At 40.5% G+C, this 21,514-nt stretch carries 17 protein-coding genes, 1 tRNA gene and 1 riboswitch; of the genes, 13 read left to right on the forward strand and 5 right to left on the reverse strand.

The annotated features are described in order from the left end of the window. Position 1: 1 nt before the first annotated feature. The 6 genes from ruvB (at position 2) to ACJV45_RS02900 (ending at position 6,026) form a co-directional block, all read left to right on the forward strand. Entirely contained in the window at positions 2-1,063 is a 1,062-nt protein-coding gene (gene ruvB, locus ACJV45_RS02875) for a Holliday junction branch migration DNA helicase RuvB (RefSeq protein WP_419397610.1), read from the forward strand. Positions 1,064-1,131: 68 nt separating this feature from the next. Further along, positions 1,132-1,548, forward strand: a complete 417-nt coding sequence (yajC, locus tag ACJV45_RS02880) for a preprotein translocase subunit YajC (RefSeq protein WP_419397611.1) — start codon at positions 1,132-1,134, stop codon at positions 1,546-1,548. An 18-nt stretch (positions 1,549-1,566) separates the two neighbouring features. Continuing rightward, entirely contained in the window at positions 1,567-2,148 is a 582-nt protein-coding gene (locus ACJV45_RS02885; protein WP_419397612.1) for an adenine phosphoribosyltransferase, read from the forward strand. 132 nt (positions 2,149-2,280) lie between these two features. Continuing rightward, the gene (locus ACJV45_RS02890) at positions 2,281-3,876 is read left to right on the forward strand and encodes a cell division protein PerM (protein WP_419397613.1); all 1,596 of its coding nucleotides are present in this window, start codon (positions 2,281-2,283) and stop codon (positions 3,874-3,876) included. A gap of 31 nt (positions 3,877-3,907) precedes the next feature. Further along, positions 3,908-5,578 carry a bifunctional phosphoribosylaminoimidazolecarboxamide formyltransferase/IMP cyclohydrolase gene (gene purH, locus ACJV45_RS02895; protein WP_419397614.1) on the forward strand — a complete coding sequence of 557 codons (1,671 nt, stop codon included), beginning with the start codon at positions 3,908-3,910 and terminating at the stop codon, positions 5,576-5,578. Between the two features lie 58 nt (positions 5,579-5,636). Beyond that, positions 5,637-6,026, forward strand: a complete 390-nt coding sequence (locus tag ACJV45_RS02900) for a DUF3017 domain-containing protein (RefSeq protein WP_415684136.1) — start codon at positions 5,637-5,639, stop codon at positions 6,024-6,026. Between the two features lie 27 nt (positions 6,027-6,053). On the opposite strand, the gene ACJV45_RS02905 is transcribed toward ACJV45_RS02900, so the two are convergent. Beyond that, entirely contained in the window at positions 6,054-7,040 is a 987-nt protein-coding gene (locus ACJV45_RS02905) for an MIP/aquaporin family protein (protein ID WP_004125946.1), read from the reverse strand. 199 nt (positions 7,041-7,239) lie between these two features. Between ACJV45_RS02905 and ACJV45_RS02910 the strand changes: the two genes are divergently transcribed. From ACJV45_RS02910 to ACJV45_RS02925, 4 genes are all read left to right on the forward strand, one after another. After that, a complete protein-coding gene (locus ACJV45_RS02910) occupies positions 7,240-8,013 on the forward strand; it encodes a pseudouridine synthase (RefSeq protein WP_004120677.1) in 774 nt (257 codons plus the stop codon). Continuing rightward, positions 8,010-10,214 (forward strand): bifunctional cytidylate kinase/GTPase Der, encoded by a 2,205-nt coding sequence (gene der, locus ACJV45_RS02915; RefSeq protein ID WP_419397615.1) that lies wholly within the window; start codon positions 8,010-8,012, stop codon positions 10,212-10,214. Before ACJV45_RS02910 ends, der begins: the two co-directional genes overlap by 4 nt. Positions 10,215-10,279: 65 nt before the next feature. Then, positions 10,280-12,808: a DEAD/DEAH box helicase gene (locus ACJV45_RS02920; RefSeq protein ID WP_419397616.1), complete on the forward strand. Its 2,529-nt coding sequence runs from the start codon at positions 10,280-10,282 to the stop codon at positions 12,806-12,808. An 81-nt stretch (positions 12,809-12,889) separates the two neighbouring features. After that, positions 12,890-14,278, forward strand: a complete 1,389-nt coding sequence (locus tag ACJV45_RS02925; RefSeq protein ID WP_419397617.1) for a replication-associated recombination protein A — start codon at positions 12,890-12,892, stop codon at positions 14,276-14,278. An 18-nt stretch (positions 14,279-14,296) separates the two neighbouring features. Here ACJV45_RS02925 and ACJV45_RS02930 read toward each other — a convergent pair whose 3' ends face one another. The 3 genes from ACJV45_RS02930 to ACJV45_RS02940 all read right to left on the reverse strand — a co-directional run bounded on the left by ACJV45_RS02930 (position 14,297) and on the right by ACJV45_RS02940 (position 17,809). Continuing rightward, entirely contained in the window at positions 14,297-14,602 is a 306-nt protein-coding gene (locus tag ACJV45_RS02930) for a YhbY family RNA-binding protein (RefSeq protein ID WP_016810543.1), read from the reverse strand. Between the two features lie 197 nt (positions 14,603-14,799). Next, positions 14,800-17,145 (reverse strand): energy-coupling factor transporter ATPase, encoded by a 2,346-nt coding sequence (locus ACJV45_RS02935; protein ID WP_419397618.1) that lies wholly within the window; start codon positions 17,143-17,145, stop codon positions 14,800-14,802. Between the two features lie 49 nt (positions 17,146-17,194). Continuing rightward, the gene (locus ACJV45_RS02940) at positions 17,195-17,809 is read right to left on the reverse strand and encodes an ECF transporter S component (protein ID WP_419397619.1); all 615 of its coding nucleotides are present in this window, start codon (positions 17,807-17,809) and stop codon (positions 17,195-17,197) included. Between the two features lie 5 nt (positions 17,810-17,814). After that, a riboswitch (FMN riboswitch) is annotated at positions 17,815-17,967 on the reverse strand. 110 nt (positions 17,968-18,077) lie between these two features. Between ACJV45_RS02940 and ACJV45_RS02945 the strand changes: the two genes are divergently transcribed. After that, on the forward strand, positions 18,078-19,088 hold the full coding sequence (locus ACJV45_RS02945; protein ID WP_419397620.1) for a glycosyltransferase: 1,011 nt from the start codon (positions 18,078-18,080) through the stop codon (positions 19,086-19,088). Between the two features lie 107 nt (positions 19,089-19,195). Here ACJV45_RS02945 and adhP read toward each other — a convergent pair whose 3' ends face one another. Further along, the gene (adhP, locus tag ACJV45_RS02950) at positions 19,196-20,206 is read right to left on the reverse strand and encodes an alcohol dehydrogenase AdhP (protein ID WP_004120661.1); all 1,011 of its coding nucleotides are present in this window, start codon (positions 20,204-20,206) and stop codon (positions 19,196-19,198) included. 327 nt (positions 20,207-20,533) lie between these two features. On the opposite strand from adhP, the gene ACJV45_RS02955 reads away from it, so the two are divergent. Continuing rightward, positions 20,534-20,609, forward strand: a tRNA-Gly gene (locus ACJV45_RS02955). 280 nt (positions 20,610-20,889) lie between these two features. Next, positions 20,890-21,453, forward strand: a complete 564-nt coding sequence (gene ahpC, locus ACJV45_RS02960) for an alkyl hydroperoxide reductase subunit C (RefSeq protein WP_032812201.1) — start codon at positions 20,890-20,892, stop codon at positions 21,451-21,453. The last annotated feature ends 61 nt before the right edge of the window (positions 21,454-21,514 follow it).

Consider the following 21,514-nt stretch of genomic DNA (forward strand, 5'->3'; position numbering starts at 1 on the left):
CATGAGTTTGGATGAAGGAATCGACGTACAAGCTTTAAATACTGGCGTATCCGAAGATTCATTAAGAATTGTTTCATCATCTCCTATAGGAAATGAACAGATTAGCGATGAAGAATTAAGACCTCATGCTCTAGATGGATTTATCGGACAGCCTCTTTTAAAGGCACAGTTACAACTTTTTTTGGATGCTGCAAGATTGCGTGATGTTCCTCCAGATCACATGTTGCTTGCAGGTCCTCCTGGACTTGGAAAAACAACATTAGCGATGATTGTTGCTAATGAGTTAGGCGTATCTATTAGAGTTACATCTGGTCCTGCTATTCAGCATGCTGGTGATTTAGCATCAATTTTGAGTTCTCTTGATACTGGTGAAGTACTGTTTATTGATGAGATTCATCGTTTGCCTCGAGCTGCAGAAGAATTGCTTTATATCGCTATGGAAGATTTCCGAGTTGATGTTATGGTTGGCAAAGGACCAGGTGCGTCTTCTATACCTCTTACATTGCCGCATTTTACTGTGGTTGGTGCTACTACGCGCGAAGGTATGCTTCCTTCTCCGCTTAGAGCACGTTTTGGTTTTACAGCTCACTTGGATTTTTATCCTCACGATGAATTGGAAAAACTGATTGAACGTTCATCTGTTCTTCTTGGTGTTCATCTTGTTGATCAAGCAGCTAAAGAACTTGCTATTCGTTCCAGAGGAACGCCTAGAATCGCAAATCGACTGTTAAGACGCGTACGCGATTGGGCAGTTGTGCATAATCTTAAAGATGTAAATCGCAAGTCTGTAATAGAAGCCTTATCGTTGTATCAGATCGATACTCAAGGTCTTGACCGTCTAGATATTGCGGTTTTGAAAGCTATTGTAAATCAATTTAATGGTGGTCCAGTTGGGCTTAATAATTTGGCTGCAATGGTTGGAGAAGAGGCAGAAACTGTAGAAACCGTTTGTGAGCCATATTTAGTGCGTGAAGGGTTCCTTATTAGGACTCCTAAAGGTCGTGTTGCCACTGAAAAAGCCTGGCAACACTTAGGTCTTAAAGCGCCTGATAATGTCAGATAGATAACATAAAATAAATGCTTTGGACGGTGTTTTGTCCGTCTTAGGGTTGGATACATAAGGAGTTTATTGTGCCCCAATTTGTTAGCCAGTATGGCATGCTTATTGTACTCGTAATTGCCATGGTTGGTATCATGTGGTTCCAATCTCGTAATATGAAGAAGCGTCAAAATGAGTTGAAGTCCTTCCATGATTCTTTGAAACCAGGAGTTGAAGTTATAACAATTGGTGGAATTATCGGTAAGGTTGTCGTAGTTGATTCTGATCACGAAGAGATTGTTCTAGATTCAGAAGGTAGTCTACTTCGAGTGTCTTTCAGAGCTGTGAATAGAGTTTATGTTCGTGTAGATTTCAACAGCTATGACAAAGACGATGAAACTGATAACTCGGAAGATGCTGATGCATCTGATAAAGATGAATCTCAAGAATCTAGCGAAACTGTGCAGATTCAAGAATCCAGTGGAACTGGTGAAGTCAAAGAAAACTGAGATAAGAACAATAAGATTATGACAACAACTGATATTGCAGTAAAATCTTTGAAGAATGTTAGTGATGAGGATGTTAAATATTTAGCATCTCTTATTAGGACAATTCCAGGATTTCCAAATCCAAAGATTGTTTTCCGCGATTTTCTTCCTGTTTTTGCTGATAATCGTGGTATGCGAATTCTTATTGATTCATTAGTAGATTCGTTGCCAGTTTCTAAAGACTCATTTGATTTAGTTGCTGGACTTGAGGCTCGTGGATTTTTGTTTGGTCCAGCTTTGGCTGCTCGACTCAATAAAGGTTTTGTTGCCGTAAGAAAAGCAGGTAAATTACCTCCCGAAGTCATAAGCGAATCATATTCTCTCGAATATGGGGAAGCTAAGATAGAGATTGAGAAAGATCTTATAAAGCCTGGTCAGCGTGTTCTTATTGTTGACGATTTAATTGCTACAGGAGGAACTGCAAAAGCTGCTGCACGACTTGTTGAAAGGTCGCAGGGAACTGTTGCTGGGTTCTGCTTTGTAATGGAGTTAACAGGAATTAGCGGAATGAATGAGTTGCAATCTTATAAATGCTCTAGTTTAATGACGATGCCTGCTTAAAAGTGTGTATAAGTAGTAGCTTGTGTTGTAATTAGGTAGCTACATTTATCCATATATCGTTTTTAGGCGTAATCATAAGAAATCGAACAACCTAGATCTAACTTCAAGAAGCTAATAAGGGAGGAGGATGTTATGAAAAAGCTGAAGTCTTCTCTTATTAGCATTTTGAAGGGAATATCTATACCCGCTATTGCAATTTTAATTTTTGCAATAGTTGTTGGATTATTCATGTCACTAACCCTTCTTGTTATTTCTATAGAAGAAGGAACTGGTAATCTTTCTGATTCATCAATGTCGATGACGTGGGCTGCTCTTCTTTTTGCACAAGGAGTTGGTCTAGGCTTTGATGATTTTATTCTTACAGTTATTCCACTTGGTTTGACTCTGCTCATAATTACAATGCTTGCGATTCTGATGAGAAAACTAAAAGGTGGATCGCTAGTAAATTGTATTGGTTTGTTTGCTTGGGTTTTCATCAATGGAGTTATATCTCAAAATACTAATATTGAGTTATTGGATTCATTACCAGTCATATTGTTAAAAAGCTTTTGTGTATATGCTTTTGCACAGTTGATAGCCGTTTTCCCATACAGCTCATTGTTTGTATTAATTAAAAATAATATAACAAAAAATGTTCCTGAACATATATTAAAACGCATAAAAATTTGCCTTTATTCAACCGTAATCGTGTTGTCAATTTATGCAATTATTGCATTATCAACGATTATCTTTTGGTCCATTGTTGGAGCAAGTAATGTTGAGATAGTTTTTTCAAAGTTAGGAATGCAATTAGGCTCAAGAATTTTAACCACAATTGCATGTCTGGTATGGCTCCCAAACGTTGCATTATGGGCATTATCATGGATTTCGGGTTCAGGATTTGCGATAGGATCAGTTGCTAATTTTACAATTTATGCAGTTAATCGTAAGTCTTTGCCTCCTGTGCCATTTTTTGCTATATTCCCAGACTCTATAGGTGATTCACTTTATAGGATTCTGGTTAATGGTATCGTTTTCGCTTTATGTGGCGTATTTGCATTATTTGTGATCTTATATTCTAAGTCTTGTAATCTTCGTTTGCATTTCGATAAAGATAAACTTGATTGGAAGTCTACCGTTATAGCTTTTGTGGAATCAGCTGTAGTTTTGGTATCAACTTGCATATTAGTAATACTCGTTATGAGTATACTATTCTTGTTCGCGAACGGTGATTTAGGTAAATATCGTTTATCCAATGTTGGTACAAATGTCAGTAGAAGTGTTCGTGCTTTAGGTCATTTAACAGTATTTGGCTTTGGGGTGGCTTGGATTCTTGTTATATTTGTGTGCGCAATAATAATTTCTATTCGTGCATTAAGTTTTAAAATTTTTGAGAAATATGATTCCATTAAGCCGTCGAATTTTAATCTATTTTCTAAAAAGTTATCTGAAAATATTAGTGAAAAGTCAAAGGAAGATCAGAACATAAACTCACAATCAAAACAAGTTGAACAGTCATGTGAAACGTCTGTAATAACTCCTAAAGAAAACAATATGTCTGAAAAGTCTGCTGATGTTATGTCTTCAAAAAAAGAAAAAACGCGTTCATCTTGTTCAATTAGTCAAAATGAAACAGATAATATAAGTCAGCCGCGAAGCGTTAAATCCACTAAAAAACAACCTTTGCTTGAGAACAAAACTGATACTAGAAAACCTAGAACAGTTAGTTCGAAAGTCAATAAAAAATAATCCTCGTCCAACATCAAGGAGGAAGACCACCGTGCAACAGATACACGCGCAAGAATCAAGTGCAGATGTGCTGACAACCACAGGTAAAAGGTCAATCAAGCGAATACTTGTATCAGTATTTTGCAAAGAAGGACTAGAAACTCTGGCAGACGCTTTTAAAAAGTGCGGAACTCAGGTTGTTTCAACAGGTTCAACAGCTGCAAAACTCCAAGAATTAGGTGTAAAGGTTACGGAAGTATCTGATATAACAGGGTTCCCAGAAAGCTTAGATGGTAGGGTTAAGACACTCGATCCACATATTCACGCTGGAATTTTAGCAGATATGAGCAATCCTGATCATGTAAAGCAGCTTAAAGAGTTAAATATTGAGCCATTTGATGCTGTTGTAGTGAATTTGTATCCGTTTGTAAACACTGTTATGAGCGGTGGAAGCGAAGCTCAGATTATTGAAAAAATCGATATTGGTGGACCGTCTATGGTTCGCGCTGCCGCGAAAAATCATAAATCTGTGGCTGTTATTACAGACCCTGCAGATTATCAGCTTTTAGCTAATAGAATCGTTTCAGGTGAAGGCTTTAATTTGCAAGAGCGCGAATATTTGGCTGGTAAAGCATTTGCTCATACCGCAGCTTACGATGCTTCTATATCTGAGTGGACAAGTAAAGCATGGAAGAAGCCTGAAAGCTTGAATACAAATGCTGAAGAAGATAGTCAAAATACTGGAGATGTGGAGCTTCCTGCAAACTACACGCGTACTTGGAGTTTAGAGCATAAGCTTAGATATGGTGAAAATCCACATCAGCAGGCGGGGCTTTATCTTGACCTATTGCATAAGGGAGGTTTAGCTCAAGCTGAACTTCTTGGTGGAAAGCCGATGAGCTACAACAATTATGTTGATGCGGATGCGGCTTGGCGTGCAGTATGGGATTTTGCCCCACAAATCGCCGTTGCAGTATGCAAGCATAATAATCCTTGCGGCTTAGCAATAGGTGCAACTGCAGCTATTGCTCATAAGAAAGCTCACGCTTGCGATCCTGTAAGTGCTTACGGCGGTGTGATTGCTTGCAATTCAACTGTTACACTAGAAATGGCTGAAAGTGTTCGACCAATTTTTACAGAGGTAATTGTTGCTCCAGATTATGAGCCTGAGGCTTTGGAGTTATTGCGCACTAAGAAGAAGAATTTGCGAATCTTAAAAGTTGCAAATCCTCCAGTTTTGGGCTTGCAGGTGCATCCTATTGATGGTGGTGCATTGGTACAAACCGCAGATAAGATTGATGATTTTGGCGATAATCCTCAAAATTGGACTCTTGTATCTGGAGAAGCTGCAGATTCTGATACTTTGAGAGACTTAGAGTTTGCATGGCGCTCGCTTCGTTGCGTAAAGTCTAACGCAATTCTACTTGCACACGATAATGCTACTGTTGGCATTGGCATGGGGCAGGTTAATCGCGTGGATTCTTGCCACTTGGCTGTTGAGCGTGCTAATACTCTTGCTGATGGTGTTGAGCGTGCTCGTGGAGCTGTTGCGGCTTCGGATGCGTTCTTCCCGTTTGCTGATGGTCCACAAATTCTTATTGACGCAGGTGTGCGAGCAATTGTACAGCCAGGAGGGTCAATTAGAGATGAGGAAGTGTTTGAAGCTGCGCGTGCGGCTGGAGTAACAATGTACACTACTGGTACAAGGCACTTCTTCCACTAAATAGTATTTTATAAAGAGGACCTTGGATTGTATTTTCGTATACTTTCCAAGGTCTTTTATGTATTATACAAGTATGACAATTAATGATCGGTATGAAAAACAAGACGATGTATCAAAAATTCAAAAGAACATTTTAAATGCTAATGAATCTGAATTAGCAAAAAAATCAAACCATATATACGTTTCAGAATCAAAGGAAGGAAAACCGTATGCGCAATGGATTGTCGCAGTAATAGTATGCGTAAGTGCAGCATTTGCGTTTATGGGTAAAACAATGGCTGCCACGGTAATAATTGCCGTAACAGCCATCGTTCTTGGAATCATACGCCTAATATTTACTCAAAAAAGTCCATGGAAGGTTAGATCTGTAGCCTTCGATTCTTTCATAAGTATTTCGCTAGGAATTGGACTATTGATAACGTATTTTTCAATTTTTTTCTTAATGTAGAATCCGATAGATTTAATTCACGAAATTCTATTTATCATCTCTGTTAAAAGGATTAAATGGAACATTATCGTTTCCAGTAGAATCCAAAGTCGTAGAAGGGGCTACTGAAGACTCTGTGTTAACAGGAGGTTCTGGAACTACAGGAACAGTATTCTGTAGAACAGGAGAAGTCTGATTTGAGTAATCAGCAGCAACAGGATTTTGATTACTTGAAGAAGGTGCTGCAAGCTTGCAAATAAGCATAACAAATCCTACGAGAGCAGCGGCAAAAACAGGTGCAATCCAAAATACCCAAAGTTGACTTAATGGGGAGACGGATAACTTTTGCGATTGAGCAAGAATGGCAATGCCAGTAGAACGGGCAGGGTTTAAACCAGCTCCAGTAATTTGATACGTGATGAAAGCTCCGGCGGCATAAGCAATGCCCATGTGAGTAGAGTATCCGCATTTAGTGCTGCCATTGTCATTCATGTACGTCATTGCTGTTGCAACAATAACAAGAACTGCAATAATTTCAACAACAAGAGCAGTAATAACGCCAAAAGATGCATTAACACTCTTAAGCTGGTTTGCTGAAATGGAAGCGTTTTCAAAACCATTAACAACAGGAGCAAACCAAGTGTGAGCTGGAACCATCTTTGTTTGTGGCAGAACAAAAACGGTTACTCCAGCGGCAGCGATCGCGCCAAGAACTTGAGCAATAATGTATAAAATTCCAGAAATATAAGGAGTTCTGCCAGTAAGCATAGATGCGATAGTTATAGCAGGGTTTACATGTCCGCCAGAAAACTTAGATGCAATACCAATAGCAGCAGCATAAGCGATACCAGTTCCTACTGCAATCATAAGAACGTTTACGCCATACATTGCAGTAACAATAGATGAGAACATGTAGATAGTGAACATTGCAAAAGCGCTTGCAATGAATTCTGCTCCTATTCTAAAAATGAGCGGAGTTCTAGGTGCAGAAGATTGTTTAGAAACAGAGCATTCTGCATTTGAAGTGTAGTTCATAACAATTCCTTACGTTAATTGTGTACACCGCTATGCTGGTTTTTATTATTTACAGCACAACCAAACGTTTGCTATAGTATCACGGCTATGCCATACGCTAACATAGAAAAACGTGGTAATTTCCTGTATTTATTGCAGAATATGAAAATTTACTACTATTTTATTAGAAGAATACGAATAAGGTCACGTTGGGAGAACGATGCCAAACGCATATTCCCGCGCCAATCAGGCGCAACAAGAATCCAAAAACGCTGTTCGACTGCAAAAGCTACTTGCTGAAGCGGGATTTGGTTCACGCCGAAAGTGTGAAGAAATAATCTTAGATGGGCGTGTTGAAGTAGATGATGAGCTTGTAACAACACTCGGAACTCGAGTAGATCCAAGTAAACAAAAAATACGCGTAGACGGATCGAGAGTGAAATTTAATCACAAGCTTGTAACGCTCGCGCTTAATAAGCCAAAAAGAGTTTTGAGTGCAATGGATGATCCAAAAGGTCGCTTCACTTTAAGAGATATTGTTGGAGACAAGTACGAGCGAATTTTCCACATGGGACGCTTGGATTACGATTCTGAAGGTCTTATTTTAATGACTAACGATGGTGAGCTAAGCCAGCATGTTATGCACCCAAAGTACGAAGTTGAGAAAACTTATATTGCAACTGTTGAAGGAAAGATCAACGGAATGGTTTGCCGCCGCTTGGTTTCGCAAGGCGTAAATCTTGAAGACGGTTGGATTAAGCTCGATCGCTGCGCAATAATCGACCAGAATCACGATGCAACTATCGTGAAAGTTGTGTTGCACTCTGGCAAGAATCGTATTGTGCGCAGAATTTTTGGAGCCGTTGGCTTCCCTGTAAAGCGTCTTGTGCGTACTCAAATCGGTCCTATTAAATTAGGTGATTTAAAAGCTGGATCGTATCGAGTGCTTTCTCAAACGGAAGTGCGCTCGCTTTCTAAGGAGGTTGGCCTGTGATTTGCGTAGCAATTGATGGACCAGCAGGAGTAGGTAAATCTTCTACTTCTCGTGCTTTAGCGCAATACTATGGTTTTGCGTATTTAGATACGGGTGCAATGTATAGGGCTGCAGCATGGTGGTGCTTGAAACAAGGTATTGATTTAAGCACGCAGCTTGAATTGGATGAAGAAGGAAATCCTGTAAATCTGGCGGATACTGAACGTTTTAATCAGATTGTTGAAGCTGTTGGAGCATTATTTACTGAAAGTGACGCTGACTTTAGTGTTGATCCTAAGAATCCTGTAGTGACTGTCGAAGGCGAGGATATTAGCGAAGAATTGCGTTCCAGCGAAGTTTCTTCGCATGTGTCTACTGTATCTTCAATTCCTGCAGTTCGCCGTATGCTTATTGCTGCTCAGCGTGCGTATATTGCTTCAGAGTCTAGTGAAGATTCTTTCTCAGGCGGAGAAGGAATAGTTGCAGAGGGTCGCGATATTACTACTGTTGTTGCTCCTAATGCGCAAGTTCGAGTGCTTCTTACTGCTCGTGAGGATGTGCGTCAAGCTCGCAGAAACAAGCAGGATATTGCGCAAGAAAATTTGCATAATAATGAATCTGAAAATATTGAATCTGAAGAAGACGATATTCGCGCTCGTGACGCTAAAGATTCTAAAGTTACGCATTTTCTTCAAGCAGCAGAAGGCGTTACAACTCTCGATAATTCTGATTTAACTTTTGAGCAGACTCTTGACACTCTTGTTGAAATGGTTGATGCTGCGATTGAGCAGGATGAGTATGATCGTTATGCTGCTAATCTTGAAGGCTACGATCTTGACGATGAAGATCGTGCGCTTCTTAGTGGAGATTTAGCAAGCGAAGATGAATCGAAAGACACTAAAGCTGTTGGAGTAATTGCCGTTATTGGCCGACCAAACGTTGGAAAATCAACGCTTGTAAACCGTATTCTGGGTCACAGAGTTGCTGTTGTAGAAGATACTCCAGGCGTTACTAGAGATCGTGTAAGTTACGACGCTGAGTGGGCTGGAACCAACTTTAAGCTGGTTGATACTGGCGGCTGGGAAGCAGATGTTGAAGGAATTGATTCTTCTATTGCTCAGCAGGCGCAAGTAGCAGTGCGTTTAAGCGATGCTGTGATTTTCTTAGTAGATGGTCAAGTTGGTTTAACTGCTACAGATGAGCGTATTGTTTCAATGCTTCGCGCTGCCGGTAAGCCTATTACTTTGGCAGTTAACAAGGTTGACGACGCTAGAAGCGAGTATTTGACTGCAGAGTTTTGGAAGCTTGGAATGGGTGAGCCTTACGGAATTTCTGCAATGCACGGAAGAGGCGTTGGAGATTTGCTTGACGCGGCTCTTAACTCTTTAAAGAAAGCGAATAAAACTTCAGGATTCTTAACTCCAGAAGGACTTCGCAGAGTTGCTTTAGTAGGCCGTCCAAACGTTGGCAAGTCTTCGCTTTTGAACTATTTAGCTCACGAAGAACGTTCTGTTGTGAACGATTTGGCTGGAACTACTCGCGACCCTGTTGATGAGGTTGTGCGAGTTGATGGAGAAGACTGGCTGTTTATTGACACTGCTGGTATTAAGCGCAGGCAGCACAAGCTTACGGGTGCTGAATACTATTCTTCACTTCGTACGCAAGCTGCGATTGAGCGTTCTGAACTTGCTTTGATTCTTTTCGATTCCTCTCAGCCGATTGCAGAGCAGGATTTGAAGGTTATGAGTCAGGCTGTAGACGCAGGCCGCGCAATTGTACTTGTGTTTAACAAGTGGGATTTGATGGACGAGTTTTCCAGACAGCGCATGGAACGCTTGTGGAAAACTGAGTTTGAGCGAGTTACTTGGGCTGAGCGCGTTAATCTTTCCGCAAAAACAGGATGGCATACGAATCGTCTTGCTCGTGCCATGAGAACGGCTTTAGACAGCTGGGATAAGCGAATTCCTACAGGCAAGCTCAACGCTTTCTTAGGCCGTATTCAGTCTGCTCATCCACATCCTTTGCGAGGTGGAAAGCAAGCGAGAATCTTGTTTGCCACTCAGGCTTCTACGCGCCCACCGCGTTTCGTGATATTCACAACCGGCTTCTTAGAGCACGGCTACCGTCGCTTTATTGAGCGATCGCTTCGAGAAGAGTTTGGATTCGAGGGAACTCCTATTCAAATCTCCGTAAAAGTACGAGATAAGAAGAAGCGCAAGTAAAATCGCAAGTAAATAAATCTGCGATTAAAATCACGAGTAAAGCTTAAGTAAAGTAGGAGCGTAATATGGCTGGTTTGGGCGAGTTAGCTTTCGATTTGCATCATGCTAGCGAAGATGAGATTTTTCAAGCATTTGTTGATTGGGTTAAAGATAACAAACATGTAGATTTGTGGCCGCATCAAGAAGAATCCGTTATGGATTTGCTTGCAGGAGACCACGTAATCTTAAACACTCCAACAGGTTCTGGAAAATCTCTAGTAGCTCTAGGCATGCATTTTGCAGCGCTCGCAACCGGCAGACGCTCCTACTATACTGCGCCAATCAAAGCTCTTGTATCCGAAAAATTCTTCGATTTAGTTGCGATTTTTGGGCGAGACAACGTAGGCATGATTACTGGCGACTCGCATATTAATGCGGATGCTCCAATAATCTGCTGTACGGCGGAAATCTTAGCAAATCAAGCCTTACGTGAAGGCGCAAACGCTGAAGTTGATTGCGTTGCAATGGACGAATTCCACTACTATGGTGATCCAGAGCGCGGATGGGCTTGGCAAGTGCCGTTACTTACACTTCCAAATACGCAATTCTTGCTTATGAGCGCAACTCTTGGAGACGTAACGGATATTGCGGAACGCTTAGAAAAATCAACAAATCGTAGTGTTGATATTATTGCGGACGCTCCAAGACCAATCCCACTCGAATACGAGTACACAGATAAGCCGCTTGCCACAACTGTAGAACTCTTATTTAACAAGGGTTTAACACCAATCTACGTAGTTCATTTTTCGCAAGACGCAGCTCTCGAAACAGCTCAAGCGCTCGCAAGCACGGGAGTTTCAAGCAAAGAGCAGCGAGACAAAATAGCTCAAGCAATTAAAGGCACTAAATTTACTACAGGATTCGGCAAAATTTTGCAAAGGCTACTGCGCACTGGTGTCGGCATACATCATGCTGGTATGCTTCCACGATATCGTAGGCTTGTCGAACAGCTCGCACAGCTTGGGCTTCTACCAGTTATTTGTGGAACGGACACTTTAGGAGTTGGCATTAACGTGCCAATTCATTCGGTTGTGCTTACAGCTCTTACAAAGTTTGATGGGAATCGTAGTAGAAAGCTTCGCGCTCGCGAGTTTCATCAAATTGCAGGACGTGCGGGCAGAATGGGTTTCGATACTGAGGGCTTAGTAGTTGCAGAGGCTCCAGAGTTCGAGATTGAAAACGCGCGCGCTGTTGCAAAAGCTGGAAATGATCCTAAGAAGCTTAAAAAAGTTAAGCGTAAGAAGGCTCCAGAAGGCTTTGTAGTTTGGGGCGAACCAACGTTTACTAAGCTTATTGAAAGCGCTCCAGAAACTTTGAATCCTCACATGGTTGTAACGCACTCAATGATTTTGAACGAAGTTACGCAAGGTGGGGATGCTAGAGCGCGCGTTGAAAAACTTATTGAAGATAGCGCACAAAAGCCGCAAGATAAAGAAAAATTACTTGAGCGTTGTGACGATATTTTCCAAACTTTGCTCGATACTCAAGTTATTGAATGCAGAGAGCTTTCGGATGGTTCTTGTGATTATGATCTTGATGTTGCAATGCCAGAGGGTTTTGCTCTAGATCAGCCGCTTTCTCCATTCTTGCTTGCTGCTTTGGAACTTCTTGACCCAGAATCTCCAAGCTATGCACTTGATGTAATTTCTATGGTTGAAGCAACTTTAGATGACCCTAAGCCTGTGCTTCGCGCCCAAGAGCGTAAAGCTCGCGATGCTGCGATGGCTGGTATGAAGGATGATGGCATTGATTACGAGGAGCGCATGGAACGCTTAGCTGAAGTTAGCTATCCTAAGCCTCTTGAAGATTTGCTAGCTCCTGCTTTTGCGCAATATCGCAAGGATGTGCCTTGGGCAAACGACTACTGGCTAAAGCCTAAATCTGTGCTTCGAGACATGGTTGAAACTGCTTCCGATTTTACTGGCTACATTTCGCGTTACGGCGTTGCTAGAAGTGAGGGAACGCTTCTTCGCTACCTTTCTGACGCTTACCGTTCGCTTGCTCGCACTGTGCCAGAAGACATGCTTAACGAAGAATTGCGCGATATTATTTCGTGGCTTCGTCTTGTTGTGCGCTCTATTGATTCAAGTCTTGTAGACGAGTGGGAAAGTGCTGGAGGATCGGACGCTGAAGCTAGTGCTGTAACTACGGCTGCGCCTTCAACTTCTGAGTCTGTAGTTGAGGATCGTCGCGGTCTTATTGTGTTGATTCGAAACGCAATGTTCCGCCGTGTGCAGCTTATGGATTTGGAAGATGCGGATACTTTAGGAGAGCTTGACAAGGCTTGGGGCTATGGCGTTCACGAGTGGAATGATGTGCTTGATGACTATTATGATGAGCACGAGTATGTTGGAATAGATGCCAAGGCTCGAAGTGGAGACTTGTTTATTTTGGATGATTCTCTTGAGAAGAGTGAACATTCGTGGAAAGTTCGGCAGATTATTGACGATTCAGACGGAGATCATAATTGGGCTATTACTGGCGTTGTTGATTTGGATACAACGCAAGACGAAGGCGAAGTTGTGTTCTTCGATTACCAAGTTTCGCATGTGTGATTTTTTAAAAATGTGCTAACAGAATGCAGAACGCAAAATGCAATCGAACGTTTGTTCTATATGTAGTGTAAGCTGGTATTTATGGAGCAAGATTTATTTTCCGCAAGTAGTGCGCCTAGCGATGTGACGCGTCCGTTGGCAGTGCGTATGCGCCCAAGCAGTATTGAAGATGTGTTGGGGCAGTCGCATGCGTTAAAAGATGGTTCGCCTTTACGCAGGCTTGCGAATCCGCAATCTAAAGGTTCTCTTACTGCTCCAAGTTCTGTTGTGTTGTTTGGTCCTCCAGGAGTTGGTAAAACTACGCTTGCTTATATTGTGGCTAGACAGTCTGGTCGCGTGTTTGAAGAGCTTTCTGCTGTAACTTCTGGAGTTAAAGATGTTCGAGCTGTGCTAGACCGAGCGCATGAGCGTTTAGTTAGTAAAGGTCAAGAAACAGTTCTGTTTATCGATGAAGTGCACCGTTTTTCTAAATCTCAGCAGGATGCTTTGCTCCCAAGCGTAGAAAATCGCGACGTAACTTTTATTGGTGCTACTACCGAAAACCCAAGCTTTTCAATCATTAAGCCGCTACTTAGCAGATCAGTAGTTGTTAAACTTGAGTCGCTTAGCGTAGAAGATTTACATACTCTTATAGAACGCGCGCTAACTAGCGAAAACGGTCTTAATAATCAGCTTAAAATCGACTATGACGCAATAGATTCAATTATTCGTTTAAGCGGGGGAGATGCTCGCAAAACTCTCACTATTTTAGAGGCTGCAGCAGGTGCAGTAACAGGAGATGTTGCGTTGCAGCATGGCAAAAAGAAGCCTGTTATTACTGCTGATATTGTTTCTAACGTAATGGATACTACTACAGTTCGTTACGACAAAGATGGCGATGACCACTACGATGTGATTTCTGCTTTTATTAAGTCAATGCGTGGAAGTGATGTTGACGCTTCTTTGCATTATTTAGCGCGAATGCTTAGAGCTGGGGAAGACCCGCGTTTTATTGCAAGGCGAATTATGATTGCTGCTGCCGAAGAAGTTGGTATGGCGGCTCCACAAATTTTACAAGTAACTGTTGCTGCAGCTCAAGCGGTTGCTTTAATTGGCATGCCAGAAGCGCGCATTATTCTTTCGGAAGCTGTGATTGCTGTAGCAACTGCTCCAAAATCAAACGCAAGCTACAATGCGATTAATCAAGCACTCAAAGACGTTGATGCTGGAAATATCGGTCAGGTGCCTCTTCATTTGCGAAACGCTCCGACTGCTTTGATGAAAAGTTGGGGCAATCATGACGGATACAAGTACGCTCACGACTACCCAGGAGCTGTGGCTTCTCAACAATATATGCCAGATGAGCTTGTTGGCCGCGAATATTATCACCCAAATAATCGCGGCTACGAGCACGAGATTTCACAACGTTTATCTCAAATCCGCAATATTCTCCACAATCCTGAAAATAAAAATGATAAAACTAATTCGTAAATGTTTTATTAGTTTTATTTATTCACGAACAAGCATAATGTGTTCAATATCTTCGCGATTTGAAACGCGGAATAACACAAAACGGTTGCCAATTACTTGAACGACTTCTGCACCAAGATGTTCTGCTAGCTCCTCCGCAGCTTCTTTAGCGCTTAATCCAGAGCCATCTTGTACAGCGCACTTCATAAGCTCGTGAGATTGCATTGTTTCGTCTGCTTGCTTAACAGCAGCATCGCTAATATCGTTTTTTCCAACATAAAGCAATGGGCTTAAAGTGTTAGCGAGCGCGCGCAATTGCTTAATCTGCTTTTTAGTTAATGCCATTATTTTCCTTCCAAATCGCGTTCAATATGAGTAAAACGCTAAAACGCTATATTGTTAAACGCAATTATAGACAACCAACTATCGACTATTGATTATCTACTTCGACTATTGATTATCTACTTGTAACGCTTAAATTTTCAATGCTTATCGGATTATACATTAACCGTAAGAATCCGCGTTCAACACGTTCAATGAGTTCAATATACAAATATTCCAGCAAAAATTATTCCGCACACAATGGCCAATGTAATTATTAAAAGCGCAAAGTCTTTTAAGCGCATTTTCTCCGTATGTAAGTGTGTGCGTTTTGCTCCAGGAACGTAGCATCTAGAATCTAGCGCAAGTCCCAGTGTGTTTGCGTGCCGAATCACGCTTGCAAATCCTGGAACTATAAGAGATGTTATTGCTTGCAATCGCTTTTTTATAGACCCGTCTTTTATGTTTCCGCCTCTTGCAATTTGAGCTAAAGCTACAGATTCTGCTTCTTTTGCAAGAGTTGGCAAAAATCGCAAAGCAAGGCTCATAATAAGAGCAATTTCTTGACTTGGCAATCCTACGATTTTAAGAGGCGAAATAATAGACGCGCATGCTTCAGTCAATCGCGTTTGGCTTATTGTCAGTACAATTATTGACCCGATTAGTATAACAAGCGAAAATCTTGAAGCGAAAAGTATTGCAAACTTTATTCCATCGTCTGTTATTAATAGTGGCCCGATTCTAAAAAGTCCTTTTCCAGAATGCACAACTAGAAGATTAAACAATCCAGAAAATACGAATATTGCAATAAACATGTGCAATGACAACAATAATTTTATAGGCGATATTCTAGCGAGAAATATTAGAGCAAGTGTTGATAACGCAAGGATTCCAAGTTGATAGAAGTTCGTAATGCTAAACGCGCTAAACATAAGAATTAAGCATGATATTAGAATGATTCGCGTATCGAATAAGCTTAGCAATGACTTGTTTTTGTTTTTATTTTTGTTTTTGTTTTCGCTAACATTTTCGCTAGCGTTTTCAAGCTTTTCGTCCTGTGCTTGTTCCTTCTTTTCGCGCGAATCAAGCGTAACTATGCGCGCTCCAAGTGCTTTTGCTTCACTAAAATCGTGTGTAATAACAATAATTGTTATGCCTTTATTGTGCAAATCGCTTAAAATTCTTAACACGATTTTTGCATACTCAAAATCTAACCCTGCAGTAGGCTCATCTAAAACCAAAATTTTTGGATTGCAAGCTAAAACACCTGCAATTGCTGCTAATCGTTGCTGTCCTCCAGAAAGTTCGAATGGGGATTTTTGTGCTAAATGCTCAATATGCAATGATTTTAGCGTGTTTAATACGCGGGAATCTAATTCGCATCCTTCTAATCCAAAGTTTTTTGGACCGTATGCTACGTCTTCAAAAACAGTTTGCGCAAAAAGTTGCTGTTCTGGCAATTGCATAACGTAACCAATGTTTTTGCGAATTTCACGCATTTGAGATTTGCTTGTTTTTTCGCTAATTTTTATTCCGTTTATATAAACAGAGCCAGAATCATATTTAATAAGTCCGCATATTGCTTTTGCTAGCGTTGATTTTCCGCATCCGTTTTTTCCCATTATTGCAACGATTTCGCCTGTTTTTACGCTTAGAGAATAGTCTTTTATTATTGGACTTTGACTATTCGCATAGCTCACATTTAAATTAGATATTTCAATTGCTGTATTTGATTTTTTTGCATTTTCCGTCATGCTTTTTGATTCAATAACAGCTGGCGATTTTTCCTTACAAAATCCCTCTAACTTAGATATGCATACATCACGCAACCTACCGTTTTCTAGCATCAATATTTGATCCGCATTTTTGCATTCGCTAATCTTATGTGTAACTTGTACGATTGTTGTGCCGCGCGTTTGTAATGTTTCAAAAAGCTTGTCGACATCTGCTTTTGCACAAGAATCAAGCATGCTTGTAGGCTCGTCTAATACAAGAAGTTTTGATTGCATAGCAATCGACGACGCAATAGCAACGCGCTGCTGCTGACCTCCACTCATATTGCTTGGGTTGCTAAAACGCTGATTTTCCATGTTTACAGCGTGTAAAGCATTGTTTATATTGTGTTTCATGAATTCTTTAGAAGCGCGTAAGTTTTCAAGCCCAAAAGCAACATCGTCTTCTACAACTGTTGTAACGATTTGGTCTTCTGGGCTTTGAAACAATGCTCCAATAGATTCTCGTGCTTTTTGGTACGCTTTTGGATCAACGTTGTTGGTTTCAAAAACTTTTATTCCACATAGCGTAACAATTCCAGAATCTGGGGAAGAAAGTCCTGCAATAATTTTAGCTAGCGTAGATTTTCCGCTACCATTTTTGCCGATTATTGCAATTCTTTGACCATATGCAATTTCAAGATCTATTCCGTCTAAAATCCAAGTTTTTCCGCCATCATAGCTAAAGCGAATATTTTGCAAAGAAACAGCATTATCTTTTTTAGTGCAATAATCCATATTAGTTTTTTCATCTTTGCAACTTGTTTTATCTTGAATAAATTTATTGCTTTGCATAATCAGCTTGCTTTTTGCTTAATTTAACTAATGCTATTTTTGGCTAATGCTATTTGTTGTATTTAAGAAGTTTTGAAACAGGCTTATAAACAAGCATAGTTATTGCGCAATGAATCGCAAGCTTAATCACATTAAATGGTAGCAGAGCTGGAACTATAAGAGCGGCAACTTGTTCAACGCTAATATGAGCATAAAATGGCGTAATAATAAGGTTTCCGACTATTGCAAGAACAATCGCAACTATAGAGCCAATTACAAGCGAAATAATAGCGCCTTCTTTGGTTCTAATTTTTTTGTAGACGATTGCAGAGCTAACAGAAGCGCCCAGTGAAACCAATATTGCCATTATTGCGCCAAACGGGTTAGTGAAGAAGTGCGGAGCAAATCCGAGAACACTTACGATTGCAGCGGCGAATGGTCCGTAGGCAAATCCTGCAATTAAGCACACAATTCCCGAAGGATCGTATTTAAGGTAGCTTAAGTCTGGAATAAGTGGGAATTCTATAAAGCTTACAGCCATAGAAAGCGCCACGAATAGTGCGTATTTAGCAATCTTTTCACTTGACCAATAGCTTGTGCCAGAGTAAGTTGCGTGATTATTTGCTATTTGATTATTTGCTGCGTGATTGCTTGTTTTATGATTATTTTCGCGTGAAATGCTCATTAGAGCCTCCGTTTCTTTCATCCGGACTTTAACCGTTGGCTTCGGATTTTAACCGAATCAGCAGCAGTAGTGCCGCTCGCGGGCTTCGAGAAAATTCAGTAATCCAAGAATTACCTCGTTACCGCCAGTAAGGATTTTCACCTTCCCTGAAACTACTCTTTATTTTTATCTTATGCTAAGAACATTTATCTGAAAATGAAAGTTTGTACTAAAAAATTTGAATTTTGTTAATAATATTGATGGCAATGCTAAGTGTAATATTAAAAATATGAGCGAAGTTATAAATGATAATACTATTGATAAGCTTGCTGTTGTTGTAGTTACCTATAAGCGTCAGGAGTTGCTTGAAAATCTGTTTAAATCTTTTGAGCGATTAAACCAATGCCCATGGAGGATTGTTGTTGTAGACAATGAGAAGAGTGAAAAAACTCGTGATATGGTGCATGATTTAGATGATGCTCTTACACGTCGCTGGGGTTCTGCTAGCAAGAACGATTCTGGCGATTCAAGCCGCGTTGTTTACGCGCCTCAAAGCAGCAATCTTGGTGGAGCTGGCGGTTTCAGTGCTGGTGTTAAAAAAGCGTACGAGCTTGGTGCTGAGTGGTTTTGGGTTATGGACGATGACGTTGAAACAGTGCCAGAATCTATTGAACGTCTTTCAAAATGGACTAAAAGCCATGATGTGATCCAAGGCAGCCGATTAGACTACGACGGTGGCGATTTTTATTGGCAATATAACTTTATTGTTTCTCTTGGAATTCCTAACCCAATTGCTCCAGCAGCATTTGGACCATCTGGATATCGTGTTATGAACACTATGTGCTTTGAAGGTGGATTATTTAAGCGCAATATTGTAGAAAAAATCGGTTTGCCAGATCCGAACTATTTTATTTATTGGGATGACACAACTTATGGATATCTTGCCAGTAAAGTAACAAATCCGATTGTTGTAAAGGATGTTATTCTTCGTAGAACTCGTAATATTCCTAATTGGGATATTGCTGGCGTTCGACAGTTAAATTCCACTTCCGACATGAATCGTTACCATATTATGCGAAATCGTGGTTTTATGGCGCGATACTTTATGACTCATGGCGATTATCGACCATTTATGTTTGCTCTTGGAACTGCTTTGACTGCAGCAAAAGAGATTATTAGACTTGTTGCAGTAGATCGTGAGCATATTTTAAGTGGAGTTAAAAAACTTTTTACTGGTTGGATTGCAAGCAGAAGAATTTTGCATGATTCTAACTGGAAGCCAATGCCACCATTGAAATGATATTTAATATTAAATATTTTATAAAATTTTAATAGTTATGAAATTATAAACTAAAAGCCACCTAGCATTTGCCAAGTGGCTTCTAGTTTTTATAACTTATCTCTTTTTCAGTGGGAGAGGTCGATTACCATTCGACCACGAATCTTACCGCTGAGCATCTCGTCGAAGATGTCGTTAATGTCTTCCATCTTGCGCATATGGCACTGTGGAACAACCTTTCCTTCAGCTCCGAACTGGAATGCTTCTTCCAGATCCTTGCGAGTTCCAACCAGGGAACCAACCAAACGGATTCCGTCAAGAACAAGGCGAGGAATGCTAAGTTCCATGTCTTCTGGTGGAAGACCAACAGCTGCAACGGTGCCGCCTGCTCGTACAGAGTCAACTGCAGAGTTAAAAGCAGCCTTGCTTACAGCGGTTACAACAGCGCCATGAGCGCCGCCTACCTTCTTCATAGCAAATTCAGGAACATTTTCCTTAAGTGGGTTCACGCACAAATCTGCGCCATATTCCTTAGCAAATTCAAGCTGAGCATCGTTAACATCTACCGCGATTACATGTACGCCAAATACGTTCTTTGCATATTGCAACGCAAGATTGCCAAGACCGCCAAGACCGAATAGAATAAGCCATTCGCCTGGATGTACGCCAGATTCCTTAATAGCCTTGTAGGTTGTAACGCCGGCGCAAGTGATGGAGCTTGCAGGAGCTGGATCCAATCCTTCTGGGACCTTTACTGCGTAGTCTGCTGCGACGATGCACTCTTGAGACATGCCACCATCGGCAGTGTATCCTGCGTTCAAAACGCTACGGCAAAGTGTTTCTCGGCCGGTGGTGCAATATTCGCAATGTCCGCAACCCTTGAAGAACCATGCTACGGATGCGCGATCGCCTGGCTTCAACGTTGTAACGCCAGGACCAACTTCCTTAACAATGCCAATACCTTCGTGTCCAAGAACGACGCCTGTTTTATCGCCAAAATCTTGGTTCTTAACGTGAAGATCAGTATGGCATACGCCGCAGCATTCCATATCGAGTAAGGCTTCACCAAATTCCAATGGGCGGAGTTCCTTCTCTACAACCTGAGCCTTCTTATCTTTGGTTGCAACAATAGCCTTCATAGAAACCTCCTTGTTCTATGCTTCGTTTTAGAAAAACATTACCTTTTCAGTTTTCTTTTACCTGTTTGGTAAAAGCTAATTTTCATTCTACATTATTTTTACGATTTTTCATGATAAAAATCACATTTTAAGAAAAATTTTATAAAAATTTATGGCTTAATGATAATAATTATCGTATTCAATATTTTTCTTATCGTTTTCTTATCGTTTTATGTTATTCAACACTCCGTGAAATTGCATGTATATTGCAGAAAAATCACTATATATTTTTATTTTTACTCATAACTTGCATTTAAAGAGAAATCAGGCTATTATGGCATTTTGTTTGCGGACATAGCTTAGTTGGTAAAGCGCAACCTTGCCAAGGTTGAGACCGCGGGTTCGAGTCCCGTTGTCCGCTCCATTTTTTTCTGCTTTTGTAATAATTTTTTTTTTAGTTTGCTTTTAATCATCTTTGTTTTGTGAAAATATAAATTTATTAAATAGTTATTGATGTATGCCATCTAGTGTTATAGATGTTGCCTATACATATAGTCTTTTTGATATAAATAATCTATTATGATTTTAATGCTGAATTCAGATTCTAAATAATTGGAATAATTGGATTTAGCAAATAGGTCAAAATATTGCTAATTGCAAGAAATGAAAATTTTTTAAATAAACAATTAAAGATTGGAGTTGTTATGAGTCTTATTGGTACGCATATTCTTCCGTTTAAAGTAAATGGATATAAGAATGGCGAATTTGTAGAAGTAAGCGATAATGACATTCTTGGAAAGTGGGCTATATTCTTCTTCTATCCAGCAGACTTTTCGTTTGTATGCCCAACAGAGCTTGAAGATCTTGCAAATCACTATGAAGATCTTCAGAAATTAGGCGTAGAAGTTTATTCTGTTTCAACAGACACTCATTTTGTTCACAAAGCTTGGCACGATGATTCTAAAGCTATTTCAAAAGTAAAATACACAATGCTTGGTGATCCAAACGGTGCGCTCTCTAGAAACTTTAATGCTTTGAATGAGGAATCTGGCTTAGCTCACCGTGCAACATTCTTGGTTGATCCTCAAGGAAATATTCAATTCTACGAGATGACAGCAGATGGAATCGGCAGAAATGCAGATGAGATGCTTCGCAAAGTTAAAGCTGCTCAATTCATTGCAGCACATCCAGGAGAAGTATGCCCAGCAAAGTGGGAGCAGGGAGAAGAAACACTTGCTCCATCTATTGACTTAGTTGGGAAGATCTGATTTTTTAAAAGTCTGTTTCTCTAATAATTAATTTACTGCTAAAGATCTGCTACTTAAGAAT

It is taken from the genome of Gardnerella lacydonensis, from assembly GCF_048545055.1.
Taxonomy (GTDB): domain Bacteria; phylum Actinomycetota; class Actinomycetes; order Actinomycetales; family Bifidobacteriaceae; genus Bifidobacterium; species Bifidobacterium vaginale_C.

Coding starts and splice junctions, on each gene's coding strand:
- ruvB (WP_419397610.1), top strand. CDS start 2: ATGAGTTTGGATGAAGGAATCGACGTACAAGCTTTAAATACTGGCGTA.
- ACJV45_RS02885 (WP_419397612.1), top strand. CDS start 1,567: ATGACAACAACTGATATTGCAGTAAAATCTTTGAAGAATGTTAGTGAT.
- ACJV45_RS02890 (WP_419397613.1), top strand. CDS start 2,281: ATGAAAAAGCTGAAGTCTTCTCTTATTAGCATTTTGAAGGGAATATCT.
- ACJV45_RS02900 (WP_415684136.1), top strand. CDS start 5,637: ATGTATTATACAAGTATGACAATTAATGATCGGTATGAAAAACAAGAC.
- ACJV45_RS02905 (WP_004125946.1), bottom strand. CDS start 7,040: ATGAACTACACTTCAAATGCAGAATGCTCTGTTTCTAAACAATCTTCT.
- ACJV45_RS02910 (WP_004120677.1), top strand. CDS start 7,240: ATGCCAAACGCATATTCCCGCGCCAATCAGGCGCAACAAGAATCCAAA.
- ACJV45_RS02920 (WP_419397616.1), top strand. CDS start 10,280: ATGGCTGGTTTGGGCGAGTTAGCTTTCGATTTGCATCATGCTAGCGAA.
- ACJV45_RS02925 (WP_419397617.1), top strand. CDS start 12,890: ATGGAGCAAGATTTATTTTCCGCAAGTAGTGCGCCTAGCGATGTGACG.
- ACJV45_RS02930 (WP_016810543.1), bottom strand. CDS start 14,602: ATGGCATTAACTAAAAAGCAGATTAAGCAATTGCGCGCGCTCGCTAAC.
- ACJV45_RS02935 (WP_419397618.1), bottom strand. CDS start 17,145: ATGCAAAGCAATAAATTTATTCAAGATAAAACAAGTTGCAAAGATGAA.
- ACJV45_RS02940 (WP_419397619.1), bottom strand. CDS start 17,809: ATGAGCATTTCACGCGAAAATAATCATAAAACAAGCAATCACGCAGCA.
- ACJV45_RS02945 (WP_419397620.1), top strand. CDS start 18,078: ATGAGCGAAGTTATAAATGATAATACTATTGATAAGCTTGCTGTTGTT.
- adhP (WP_004120661.1), bottom strand. CDS start 20,206: ATGAAGGCTATTGTTGCAACCAAAGATAAGAAGGCTCAGGTTGTAGAG.
- ahpC (WP_032812201.1), top strand. CDS start 20,890: ATGAGTCTTATTGGTACGCATATTCTTCCGTTTAAAGTAAATGGATAT.